This window comes from Anaerobacillus sp. QJM3NY_32 (assembly GCF_056173645.1).
On sequence record NZ_CM149684.1, the window covers coordinates 4,236,744 to 4,249,711 of the forward strand.

A 12,968-nucleotide genomic window follows, 5' to 3' on the forward strand; every position below is an offset into this window, starting at 1 on the left:
CGCCTCCTTTATAAAGTAGTTTTTTTCTCATCTTCTTCTATTTCTTCTACGCTAACGTAGAAACCTTTATCATAATCAAATGAACGGATCACCATTGTTGCAAGGACACCAATTAGCCCAAGAATAGACATCCAAGTCCAAGAGAATACCATACCAAATCCTGCAATAAAGAAGAATACACTCATCACAATCGGCACGCCAGAGTAACTAGGCATATGAATTGGTTTATAAGGTTTCTTCTCAGGTGTTTTCCCTTGTTTCTTCTCTTCTTTCATAATCCAGAATGCATCATGTCCTTTCGCTTCAGGAAGATGAGCGAAGTTATAATGCGGTACTGGAGCTGGTGTTGACCATTCAAGTGTTCTAGCATCCCAAGGGTCACCAGTTGTTTCACGTGGAGAGTAACGGAAGCTATAGTAGATGTTATAAACAAGAATCAAGAATCCGATTCCCATTAGCATACCACCGAACGTAGCAAGTACGTTCAAGCTCATCCATCCGTCTCCAATTCCATAAGTGTAAATACGACGAGGCATTCCTGCAAGACCTAGGAAATACATCGGGAAGAAACATAAGTTAAATCCTGCAACGAAAATCCAGAAACTCCATTTACCAAGACGCTCGTTCAAACGGTGATTGAACATTTTTGGATACCAGAAGTATAGACCTGCGAAACAAGCATACACAGTACCCGAGATGAGCACGTAGTGGAAGTGAGCAACTAGGAAGTACGTATTGTGGTACTGATAGTCAGCGGCTGCCATCGCTAGCATAACACCTGTTACCCCACCGATAACGAAGTTCGGGATAAAGGCAAGCGACCAAAGCATCGCTGTCGTAAATCGTATTCGCCCTTTGTACAGAGTGAATAGCCAGTTAAAGATCTTCACACCTGTCGGAACGGCGATTAACATCGTAGTGATGGAGAAGAATGAGTTAACTGCTCCACCTGCTCCCATCGTAAAGAAGTGGTGAACCCATACTAGGAAGCTTAGTCCGGCAATAACGACCATGGAATAAACCATTGCTTTATAACCGAAAAGTGTCTTACGTGCAAATGTACTAATAATTTCTGAGAACATACCAAACGCCGGAAGAATAACAATGTACACTTCAGGGTGGCCCCAAATCCAGAAGAGGTTTGCCCAAAGCATTGGCATACCGCCATCCATCATTGTAAAGAAGTGACTTCCAAACAGACGATCAAACGTCATAAGTGCAAGTGCCACGGTAAGAACCGGGAATGCAAAGATGATGATAACCATCGTAATTAATGAAGACCATGTAAACATAGGCATTTGCATAAGCTTCATAGATGGTACTCTCATTTTCAAAATCGTAACGAGGAAGTTAATACCCGTTAATAATGTACCGATACCTGCAATTTGTAAGCCGAGTAAGTAATAGTTCTGCCCTACTCCTGGGCTTAGTTCGAGACCAGCTAATGGAACATAACTTGTCCAACCAGCAGATGGAGATCCACCAATAACAAATGAAATGTTAAAGAGCATAGCCCCCATGAAGAAAGTCCAGAAACTTACTGCGTTTAAAAACGGATAAGCAACGTCTCGTGCACCAATTTGTAATGGTACAACAACGTTTATTAAACCAATTAAGAACGGCATAGCCATGAAAATAATCATGATTGTTCCGTGCGTTGTAAATATTTCATTATAGTGGTTCGCATCCAAAAAGCTTGAATCTGGAACCGTTAATTGCGCCCTCATGAGCATGGCATCTACACCACCGCGGAAAAGCATAAGAACTGCTGCGATGATATACATGATACCGAGTTTTTTATGGTCAACAGTGGTTAGCCATTCCGTCCATAACCATTTCCACTTTTTGAAATACGTTAAGGCGAAGATTGCGCCAATCAATGTTAGTGCAATTGATACATCCGCCCCATAGATCAGCGGATCCCCGGTGACAAAAAATTCATCCAATTTCATGGTGTCTTCCTCCTCTCTTAATGCGAGTGTTCCTCGGAATCTTTTTCAGAGTCTTCATGGTTCATTTCTGAATGATCCATTTCTGAGGACTCATCTTCATCAGTTGATTCGCCATTACGGACCTTTGTTGCGTATTCAGCGTCCATTCCATGATCAACCCACTGAAGGTGAGTTTCTGAGAATGTCTGCTCTTCTGTATGACCTTTAAGCATCAACTCATTGTATTTCTCTTGAGTAAGTTCAGGTGCGTCTTGCGCCTCTTCTACCCACTCATCGTAATCTTCTTGAGATTCAGCTGTTACAGTAAATACCTGCTCAGTAAATCCTTCACCAGTGAAGTTGGCATTACGTCCGCGATACTCACCAATTTCATCAGCTTGCAAATAAAGTTCTGTCATCATGCCAGACATTGTGTATTCCTGCCCACCAAGTGACGGAATCCAAAATGATCCCATTGAATCTGCCGATGCTAATTTAAATAGAATTGGGTGATCTTCAGGGATATGAAGATAGTTCACCGTTTCAATATTTTCTTCTGGATAGCTAAACACCCATTTCCAATCGACTGATGTCGCATGAATCACGATTGGATCTTTATGAGACGTCGCTTCCGGTGCCTCTTCTAGTGCAAAAATCGTTTGTACAGTCGGCACTGCAAGGACAATAAGAATAATTACCGGAATTACAGTCCAAACAATTTCAAGGAACACATTCCCCTCGATATGTGGAGGTTCGTATTCAGGACCACTCTTACGCTCACGATATTTAACAAGGATGAGTGTAAATAGCACGAACACGACCAAAACAATAAACAGCATAAAGCCAATAGAGAAAAGAATTAAATTCGCTTGTTGTTCTGCTACAGGTCCTTTTGGATCAAGAACGGTTAAGTTACTACAGCCACTCAATACCATCACTGCAAGAAACATACTGAGCGCAAAAAATGATTTCATTCGCTTCACCGCCAGGCCACCTTCCTTTCTTCCTATATATTAGTTAAGTAGATTTTAAACAAAAAATGACAGAAACAACTGTTACCATTGGCTATTGTAGCAGGTTCCTTTCATAAATGTGACAGGTGTCACAAGATGTCAAAAGTTGCTCATGTATTTATCACTTTTTTGTCACATTTCATACATATTTTGTTCAAATTTGTGGAATGATTTAACTTTAATGGATATAACAGCGCTTGCTTCATTTGTCTCTGCTTTTCTTCAAGCACGATCGTTGTCTGTTCAATAGACTAATTGATAAAGTATGACTGTATTTTGAAAGGAGCTTATCATGAACTTACAATTAACTGACAAACTAGCACTTGTTACAGGGTCAACATCCGGAATAGGTAAAGGAATTGCGGAAGTACTATTAAAAGAAGGTGCAGAAGTTATTATCAACGGACGTACGTATGAGCGTGTACAGGATGTGGTGAAGGAACTATCATCACTCGGGAATGTACACGGCGTTGTTGGAGATCTTTCAAAGCAAGGCGAAAGCAAGCAACTCATTGAAGAAGTAAACAAGATTGGTCAGCTCGACATCTTAATTAATAATATGGGGGCATTTGAAGTTAAGCCGTTCACAGACGTATCAGATGAAGAGTGGATGAGTTATTTCCAAACAAACGTCATTAGTGCCGTGAGACTGAGTCGCGAATTTCTCCCTGCTATGCTATCAAGGGATACAGGACGAATCCTGAATATCGCGAGTGAAGCAGGCGTTAAACCACTATCCCAAATGCTTCCATACTCGGTAACGAAAAGTTCTTTAATTAGCTTATCACGCGGACTTGCTGAAATAACAAAAGGCTCAAATGTTACTGTTAACTCTGTACTACCGGGTCCAACATGGACAGATGGCGTAGCAAGCTTCATGGAAGGCGCAGCTGCCGAAGAAAAGAAAGATCTTGATAACTTTACACGAGACTACTTTAAAGACAACGAACCAACATCGTTAATTCAACGTTTTGCACGAGTCGAAGAAGTGGCAAACACAGTAGCCTTTCTCGCGTCACCATTATCATCAGCGATAAATGGATCAGCTCAGCGTGTAGAGGGCGGAATTATTCGCTCCGTTTAATAGCACCACCCAATATGAAAACCCCTCTGACTTGGTCAGAGGGGTTTTCTGCTATTTTGCTTCAAGTAGCCACTTTGTCGCTTGCACATCTACATAGCCGTTACTTTTAAAGGTAAGACTTACATCATGTTCTTCAGGGAAAAACCTTGATGTGAACACTTCCTCACCATCATTTACAAACACTTCAATCGAGGATGAATCGACATAGAATCGAAGGTTATAAACTTCATCGATGGAGCAGCTTCGCGACTCATCCTTTCCATCAACAAAACTCTTTCGTTTAAACGTTAATATTCCTTTATCAGCATCATAAATCATTTCGGCATTGTTTCGGAAGTTAACAGCAAACGAGTTTTCCACTTTCTGCACATGAAGAAGTAATTCATATGTGGTTCCGTGAAACTCCTCCCATTCCTTTTCTTCATTAGAAAGCGTGATTTCTTTTTTCACTTCATTCTGTCGCATCGCTTCTAATTCCTTCACAGGACGTTGGATAAGTTTATCCCCTTCGTAATAAAGCTCTCGTGGAATGGTTAGCATGTGTATCCATTTGTGTTCGATTGTTGGATGATGCTCTTCTCCCTGCTCAGGCACACCCATCCAACCAATCATCAGCCTTCTTCCGTTCTCATCAAGTGTCGTTTGTGGTGCATAAAATTCAAAACCTCGATCAAGCTCTGTAAACGATCCGTGATTCATCTTTCCACTCACATAATTCATTTCTCCAGAAAGGTACCCTGTTTGATAGACATTTTGGTACAAGTATCCTGTAGGCTTTAGCCCTTGTGGGGAAAAGAGAAGAATATCCTTCCCATCTAACTCAAATAAGTCAGGGCATTCCCACATGAATCCTAAATCACCAATCGGTTCTTCCCCAGAAGCTGTGACGTCCCCTTTCAACATCCAGTCCTTTAAATTGGTTGATTCAAATAAGGCGACTCGACCTTCTTCATTTAGGTTCTGCGTACCAACCACCATGTACCATTTCTCTAAATGCTGCCACACTTTTGGATCTCGAAAATGAGGGGTATATCCCTCAGGCAAGTTTAATACTACGCCCTTTTTATCAAAGTGAATCCCATCTTCAGATTCAGCCAGACACTGATAGGTTTCACGATTTCCCTGCTCATCTTTTACATTCCCAGTATAGAAAAGCATCAATTTATCTTCAGAGACGACCGCACTTCCCGAATAGCAGCCATTCTTGTCGTACCAGTCCCCAGGGGCTAAGGCAATTGGGGCAAGCTCCCAGTTAATGAGGTCTGTCGACGTATAATGTCCCCAGAATTTAGCGCCATGATCCGTTTTAAAAGGCATCCATTGAAAGAAAACGTGATAAACGCCCTTCCATTGTATAAAACCATTTGGATCATTTAATAACCCTGCAGGTGGCATTAAGTGAAATGCTGAGCGGCGGTAGTCACTTTCAACTGTTTCACGTTGTGCCTCTATTTCTTTCATTGCAAGATCCTTTAGCTGCTCGTTTCGATCCGTCATAAAAATCACCTAGTTCATTAAAATTTTGAAAAAGGGGATCCGCTTTATTGAGGATCCCCTTCGCTATTATTTATCTAGCATACCGTCTTTGTAGCCAAATGCCCATGTAAGACCAAAGGCAATCCCAATCGAAATAATGTTAACAAGTAGATACAATACAATCTGACTATTCAAGAATAGTAATGTACCTGGGATAACAGTAACTGCAAGGCCCGTCGCTTTTAACTTAAAGAGTGATGCGAGGAATCCCCCGACTGCACCACCGATTAATCCCATGATAAATGGCTTCATATACCGGAGATTGACACCAAAGATAGCCGGCTCTGTAATTCCAAGAAAAGCAGATAAAGAAGATGGAAGGGCTAATGCTTTCAATTTCTTAGACTTTGTTTTCAGGCCAACAGCAAGTGCTGCCCCACCCTGAGCTGCGATTGCCGCAGAAATAATTGGGTTAAATGGATTGTAGCCAAGGTTTTCAAACAACTGAATTTCAAGGAAGTTGAAAATGTGATGAACACCTGTAATAACAATAATTTGATGGAAGAATCCAATGATTAAACCACTTAGACCAAATGGAAGATCAAGAATATAAATCGTACCATCCATGATGTACTCTTCTACCGTATGGAAAATAGGTCCGATCGCAAATAGCGACAAAGTAATCATAATTAACAATACTAGGAACGGAGTTAAAATAAGATCTAGTGCTTCTGGTACTATTTTACGAATTCGTTTTTCTAACTTTGCTCCGAGTAAACCTGCAACAAAAGCGGGAATAACCGAACCTTGATAGCCTACTACTGGAATAAACCCTAGAAACTTAAGTGGCTCTGCATTTCCTGCCGCTACTTCCCATGCGTTCGGAAGAGCAGGCGTAACAAGCATCAATCCGAGTACGAGACCGATCGTCGGATTTCCTCCAAACACTCGGAAGGTTGACCATGCTACAAGCGCTGGTAGGAAGATAAATGCTGTATCCGTTAGAACTTGTGTAAATAGAATAAAGTTATCTGAGATATCCCCTGGTGTTAAGCCGAATAGAGCAAGTATCTCTTCTTGAAGCACAAGACCGCGTAGTCCCATAAATAACCCTGTTGCTACAAGCGCTGGAATGATTGGAACGAACACATCACCAAATGAGCGGATCGCACGTTGAAACGCATTTCCTTGCTTTGCTGATTCTTCTTTAATTTCGGACTTAGTAGAACCAGTTGCTCCTAGCGCTGTCACCTCATCATAAATTCGGTTAACAGTCCCTGTTCCAAAAATAACCTGATATTGTCCAGAATTATAGAAGGCACCCTTTACTTTCTCTACCCCTTCTACTCTTTCTTGATCAATTTTTTCTTTGTCGTGTACCATAATTCTTAGTCTTGTTGCACAATGGGCAACAGATTGAATATTCTCCTGTCCACCAATAGCATCAATGACTTCCTGAGCAATCTCACGGTTTGTAGCCATATCATTAACTCCCTTCACATTATATCTTGCGCATGGTATCGATTCCATATTTGGCGAAATAAGAGCGTTTTCATTTCCTCGCTCTTTTTAGTCTATCGTTAAGTAATTAAATAATGAGTGATATGTGAACGATTCCACATTGGTTAAAAAGAAATTGACATCGCTTTCACTAGTTACTATACACTATCCCTTTCAATAAGTCTATAGTTAAGTTTAAGCTTTTTCTTTTCCAAAACTTTCCCTGATAGCTGCTCTAAAATAAGCTGAGCCGTTTTCTGTCCAGCATCTTCATTAAAATAGTCCACAGTTGATAATGCCGGCGTCACGTGGCGGGATAAGTCAGAAGCACCGATACCGAATAATGCCATATCTTCTGGAATGCGAATCCCCTGCTCTTTCAACAAGCCAAGCGCTCCAATCGCCATGCGATCCGTTACGGCAAAAATAGCGGTTGGTTTTAATTTAGATTGCTCCACTAATTGTTTGGCAGCTTCATATCCGGACTCAAATGTAAAGTTCCCATATTGAATCCAACCTTTTTCCACTGTTAAACCGTGCTTTTTCATTGCATCAAGGTAACCCTGTTTCCTCACGATCCCAACAGCATGGTCTGTTTCTGGTACACCTATAAAACCAATGTGGCGGTGACCTTTTTCTATAAGTGACTCTGTCACACTATATGAAGAATGATAGTCATCGTATACGACAGACATGACGCCATTTAATTCCTGTCCAATTGCAACAAAAGGAATAGAAGCATCTGAAATGGTATCAAGTAATTCTTGGTTCCGATTTGTGGCAAGCAAAATAATACCGTCCACCTGACGACTTTTTAATAGCTTTATATTTTGTATTTCTTTCTCAGGCTGTAATTGGGTATTGGTTAGAAGAATCTGATAACCGTTGGCCGCAAGCTCATTCTCGATCCCATTAACAACACGACTGGCTGTTTCAGTACTGATTCTTGGCAGAATAACGCCTATAACGCCCGAACGCTTCGTACGCATTGTTTTCGCATGTGCACTCGGAATATATCCCATCTCTTCCACTGCTTCAACGACGCGCTGCCTTGCTTCATGACTAACATAACCATTGTCATTCAGCACTCGCGAGACTGTTGTTCTTGAAACACCTGCTCGTTTTGCTACATCCTTAATTGTTGGCATAACCGTTCCTCCATCATGACAGTCTTTCCTTAATTCATCATAATCGATCTCACTGCTGTTGTCTATAACTGGAAATATGTGTAGGGAGGACCGATTTTGTAAGTCTCCTCAGTTTACTTCTAATGTAATGCCCTCTATGATGTAGAAGAGTGTGTGTTATTTCGTGATACTAAATAAATAGCGTTAATAGATACTCCAAAAAAATAACTTTATTTAAAGGAGGGCTGCTATGACAGACCACTATGAACATGAAAATTTAGATGCATCAGCGCGGAAAAAGCTAATTATTCTTGTCTGTACGATTCTAGCTTTTGCCGTTATGAATGGAACGATGTTCAACGTTGCCATTCCTGATATTGCTGCATCTTTTAATCTCAGTCCATCAGAAGTAAGCTGGGTGTTAACTGGATATATTCTTGTATTTGCCATTGGCTCTCTTATGTACGGTAAGCTAGCGGATATCTATCCAATCAAAACTCTTTTTACTATAGGGATTAGTATTTTTGCTACAGGGGCCTTTATTGGTTTTCTTTCTCCCAACTATACTACTCTTCTAGCAGCACGAATACTTCAAGCAATTGGTGGCGCAACAATTCCAGCGCTTGCCTTTATTGTTCCAATTCGGTTTCTCCCTAAAGAAAAAGGAAGAGTGTTTGGATTGATCTCTTCCACCGTTGCCTTTGCTTCAGGTGTCGGTCCTATAATCGGTGGTGTTGTAGGAGGTACGCTGAATTGGCGCTTCCTTTTCCTTTTCTCTGTTGCGACTGTATTTGCCATTCCGCTCTTTAGAAAATGGCTACCAAATGAAGAAAAGCGTTCAGGATCCATTGATTTACCAGGTGCTGCGCTTATGGCCGTATCGGTAGCATCATTGTTGTTCTATATTACAACGTTCCTTTGGTATTTACTCGTCCTCTTTACCGTCTTTTTCATTCTATTCTTATGGCGAACGTTTACGATTACACACCCATTTATCGATCCCGTTATATTGAAAAATACCAAATACACGATCACCGTGTTAACTAGTTTCCTTGGAACTTCCGCGCTCTTTGGATTGATCTTCGTCATCCCGATTATGTTGCGAGAGCTTAACGGGCTATCAACCTTAAATATCGGTCTTGTCTTATTTCCCGGGGCAATGGCTGCTGGGTTAATCGGCCAAATCGGTGGTAGAATCATCGAACAGCGTGGCGCAATACTTGTTGTAAAAATAGCGCTTCTTCTGATCGCAAGTGGAACATTTTTCATCTCAACGTTTTCAGGTTACAACGCATGGGTTATTGCACCGTGTCTATTAATAGCTTACCTTGGGTTTCCACTCATCCAGAGTTCAACAGCTGATCTCCTGTCTTCCATTCTACCTGATAACCAAAATGGTGTAGGTATGGGGGTTTTCAATTTATTGAACTTCCTTGCTGGCGCTTTTAGTTCAGCTATTTTCGGAAGGCTTCTTGAAATGAAAAACGTTACTTTTTCGATGAATCCACTTACACGATCAGGAAGTAATCTCATTTTTAGTAACTTGTACCTTGGGTTAACCTGTATTGCTCTGCTCGCATTTGCCATCTTCACGTTGAAATTTCTATCAAAACGTGAAAAAGCACTATCCGAATCATCTGCGTCATAATAAGCAATCAAAAGATCGGCCATAGAGCCGATCTTTTTCTTACATCAAATTTGCAACATATAAACCGCTTGCTGCTGCCTGTGATAGAGAATGCGTTTCACCAGAGCAATCTCCGATCAAAAAAAACCCTTCTATCTCTGTTTCAAATTGATCATTTGTCTGGATCTTAGCTTCATAAAACTTCCCATCCATACCATATAGTAACGTCTCTTCATCAATTGGCTCAGCGATCAACTTTTCGAGGCAATCAAGAAACTCCTGAAGCGCACGAAGATAGATGTTGGGCACTTCGTCTATCAAGTTCCCAGCTTCTCCATCAAGGGAAGGAACAATTGAATTCGAACTTAGGATTGTCGAAGTTGTAGCCTTATGTTTTTTTAAATCCCGCAGACGCTGGACAACAATTCGATCCCTTTCTCTATTAATCCCCCTAATAATTTGCTGTGCAGTGTGATCCGCTTCCTCTTTCGAAGAATAAAAAGAAGGAACAAATAAAGTGAAGTTCAAGTTGTTTCCTGGAGCATTCTTTTCCCTTTTATTCTGTCCATCGGGCATAACAAGTCCGTGTTGATATTTCCTTATGATTCTCCCATTTGGGTTCATACAGTACGTCGTTCCTTCAAATGCCTCTCGTTGGATATGAAGCTTCGTTTCGAACGTATCCTTCAAAATGGATGTGAGCTGATCACCTCGCATTTCTACTCGGATACCCAAATCAAGGCGAGCAGGACCAGGCACGAGACCAAACTGTTCACATTGGGCATACATCCACTCACTTCCGCTATTGCCTGTCGAGATAACAACATTTTTTGTTTTCATGATTCCTTTTGATGTATCTATGTCAAAGTATTCTGCTTTTTCAATCGAGTAAACGTCCGTTTCAAATCTTAAATCGATTCTTTCTAACAAATACTCATACAAATTTTGAAACACTTCAAAAGAAAGGTTTGTTCCAAGGTGTCTAACTGATGTCGTGAACACATCTAATCCTACGTTTTTGGCTTTCTCCTCTAACTCCGAACTGTATGTATGATAGAGCTCAGCCTTGTCCCCGCCAAAAGAACAAAGAATGCGGTCGACTTCCCACATCAATTTTTCCGACTGAGCAGTACCTATTTTTCTACCGAGACTACCACCAAAATCATTCGTATAATTAAATTTACCTTCTGATTTACCTAGCCCAGCAAACCCTATGTATTGGTCACAAACGTCACAAGAACATTCTTGTTGTGAACGAGCCCTACAATTTCGATCGGTAAGCTTCTTTCCTTTATCGATTAACATAATTTTATATTCTGGATGTAGCTCTGTTAACTGATATGCCATAAAAATACCACTAACTCCAGCTCCAATGATCGTGACATCGTACATGGCACTACCTCCACTCTTTTTATTTAAAAGCATACCACATCAAAAGGACTGATCTCTAAAAATCAGTCCTTTAAATGAAAGCAAATATTATCTAACGACGTCCTCTTGAACGTCTGCCACTTGATCGTCTTCCTGAGCTACATCTGCCGCTCGAACGCCTACCTGAGCGTCGGCTGCGACGGTTGCTACGTCTCCCTGTCGAGAAAAGTCCAGAGCGCACGCCGCACGAGCGTTTGCCTGAGCTACGTCTGCCGCTTGAACGCCTACCTGAACGTCTTCCTGAGCTACGACGTCCTGAACGTGAACGCTTCCCTGAGCTACGTTTTCCACTTGAGCGACGACTACGACAACCGCTTGAACCTTTACCTGAACGACGACCAGATTTCTTCCCTGACTTACGCTTGCCACCTCTAGCTTCGATCGGGTTTTGAATAAGAAACTCATCAAGACCTGCTTCCTGAGCTTGTTGTAATAGCACCTCTACATTCATTGAAACATTCTTCAACACTGTTTGCTCCCTTCCCTTATCTTCTGCTTTAGCATTACTATATGATATGAAGAAATGAAGAGCTTGTTCAGTTCCTACGGAAAATTCCACTCTCTCCCATTTAAGTGGCATGATCTCATATGACCTCATATCTTGTTATGAGTAGGAAAAGGATAAAGGAAGTGACGTATGAGCATTCCACACTATCATTTATCGATCGATAAAAAAGGTATGAAAAAGCTAAAGAAAGATAAATGGAGCGATCAACTTGTACCAGCTGTTTTACAAGTAGACCAAACGAATTATGAGGTGAAAACAACTTATCGTGGCGCACACACGCGAAAATTCAAAAAAAAATCCTATATGGTTGAGTTTAATGACAAGAACTTATTTCACCATCAAAAAACACTGCACTTAAATGCCGAATTCAATGATTATTCATTATTAAGAAGTAAGCTTTCTTTCAATTTATTTCATAAATTGAATGTACTAACTCCTAATGCTGAACACATTATGCTCACACACAATAACCTCTTCTCAAGCATCTATTTAAAACTGGATTCGATAGATGAATTTTACCTTAACAATCATAACCTACCAGATGGGCCCATTTACTATGCTCAAAATGATGACGCCAATTTTTCACTCCTTCGACCTGATGATTACAAACCGAAGAAATCATTGCTTGATGGATATATGAGAAAATATGGATTGGAATCAGACGATCATTCAGTTGAAATTCTTCTATATAAAATCAACACATTATCACAAGAAAAGTTTATAACTGAAATAAACAATTTAATAGACGTTGAAAAATATTTAAACTGGCTATGTGGCGTCGTTTGCACACAAAACTTTGACGCCTTTATTCAAAACTACGCCCTTTACCAAAACAGAGAAACCAATCGGTTTGAAGTTATTCCATGGGATTATGACGCTACGTGGGGGCGAGATATTAACGGAAGAATGATGGAACATGACTATATCCCCATCAGTGGCTACAATACGCTTACAGCGAGACTACTAGCCTGTCCTACTTTTAGGACTCGATACCGATTAAAGCTTGAGCAAACAATAGAAACATTCTTTACCACCAAAGAACTTGAAAAAGAGATCAATGAACTTCACCAAATTTTGAGACCTTATGCCATTAACGATACTTTTCTAAAAAATAAACTAAGCTACTTTGATTCAGAACCTGACTTTATACTTCAATACATCCGAGACCGCGTGAATTTTATAAAGAAAGAATTGACCGATTTTTAAAAGAATTTTTGGCCGGTGCCTGTCACTCGAATGAGCCTAAACACTAAATGAAAATGAGTAAAAGC

10 protein-coding genes are annotated in these 12,968 nt (G+C 40.7%); 3 read left to right on the top strand and 7 right to left on the bottom strand.

Annotated features, from left to right (window positions below; all coding sequences use genetic code 11):
- Window positions 1–8: 8 nt before the first annotated feature.
- Together qoxB and qoxA are read right to left on the bottom strand one after the other, a co-directional pair.
- A complete protein-coding gene (gene qoxB, locus AC0VYH_RS21740; protein ID WP_194218221.1) occupies window positions 9–1,952 on the bottom strand; it encodes a cytochrome aa3 quinol oxidase subunit I in 1,944 nt (647 codons plus the stop codon).
- 17 nt (window positions 1,953–1,969) lie between these two features.
- Window positions 1,970–2,905: a cytochrome aa3 quinol oxidase subunit II gene (gene qoxA / locus AC0VYH_RS21745; RefSeq protein ID WP_194218220.1), complete on the bottom strand. Its 936-nt coding sequence runs from the start codon at window positions 2,903–2,905 to the stop codon at window positions 1,970–1,972.
- A 331-nt stretch (window positions 2,906–3,236) separates the two neighbouring features.
- Here qoxA and AC0VYH_RS21750 point away from each other — a divergent pair, with 331 nt between their 5' ends.
- Window positions 3,237–4,028, top strand: coding sequence for an SDR family NAD(P)-dependent oxidoreductase (locus AC0VYH_RS21750; protein ID WP_475368243.1), 792 nt, complete (start codon window positions 3,237–3,239; stop codon window positions 4,026–4,028).
- A gap of 51 nt (window positions 4,029–4,079) precedes the next feature.
- On the opposite strand, the gene AC0VYH_RS21755 is transcribed toward AC0VYH_RS21750, so the two are convergent.
- From AC0VYH_RS21755 to AC0VYH_RS21765, 3 genes are all read right to left on the bottom strand, one after another.
- Window positions 4,080–5,525 (bottom strand): glycoside hydrolase family 32 protein, encoded by a 1,446-nt coding sequence (locus AC0VYH_RS21755; protein WP_475373137.1) that lies wholly within the window; start codon window positions 5,523–5,525, stop codon window positions 4,080–4,082.
- Window positions 5,526–5,591: 66 nt separating this feature from the next.
- Window positions 5,592–6,986, bottom strand: a complete 1,395-nt coding sequence (locus AC0VYH_RS21760; RefSeq protein WP_475373138.1) for a sucrose-specific PTS transporter subunit IIBC — start codon at window positions 6,984–6,986, stop codon at window positions 5,592–5,594.
- A 176-nt stretch (window positions 6,987–7,162) separates the two neighbouring features.
- Window positions 7,163–8,152: a LacI family DNA-binding transcriptional regulator gene (locus tag AC0VYH_RS21765; RefSeq protein ID WP_475368245.1), complete on the bottom strand. Its 990-nt coding sequence runs from the start codon at window positions 8,150–8,152 to the stop codon at window positions 7,163–7,165.
- A gap of 229 nt (window positions 8,153–8,381) precedes the next feature.
- Here AC0VYH_RS21765 and AC0VYH_RS21770 point away from each other — a divergent pair, with 229 nt between their 5' ends.
- Window positions 8,382–9,779 (top strand): MFS transporter, encoded by a 1,398-nt coding sequence (locus AC0VYH_RS21770; protein ID WP_475373139.1) that lies wholly within the window; start codon window positions 8,382–8,384, stop codon window positions 9,777–9,779.
- A gap of 39 nt (window positions 9,780–9,818) precedes the next feature.
- On the opposite strand, the gene AC0VYH_RS21775 is transcribed toward AC0VYH_RS21770, so the two are convergent.
- The gene (locus AC0VYH_RS21775) at window positions 9,819–11,150 is read right to left on the bottom strand and encodes an NAD(P)/FAD-dependent oxidoreductase (RefSeq protein ID WP_475373140.1); all 1,332 of its coding nucleotides are present in this window, start codon (window positions 11,148–11,150) and stop codon (window positions 9,819–9,821) included.
- Between the two features lie 87 nt (window positions 11,151–11,237).
- Window positions 11,238–11,594: a hypothetical protein gene (locus AC0VYH_RS21780; protein WP_475373141.1), complete on the bottom strand. Its 357-nt coding sequence runs from the start codon at window positions 11,592–11,594 to the stop codon at window positions 11,238–11,240.
- Window positions 11,595–11,826: 232 nt separating this feature from the next.
- On the opposite strand from AC0VYH_RS21780, the gene AC0VYH_RS21785 reads away from it, so the two are divergent.
- Window positions 11,827–12,903 (top strand): CotH kinase family protein, encoded by a 1,077-nt coding sequence (locus tag AC0VYH_RS21785; protein WP_475373142.1) that lies wholly within the window; start codon window positions 11,827–11,829, stop codon window positions 12,901–12,903.
- The last annotated feature ends 65 nt before the right edge of the window (window positions 12,904–12,968 follow it).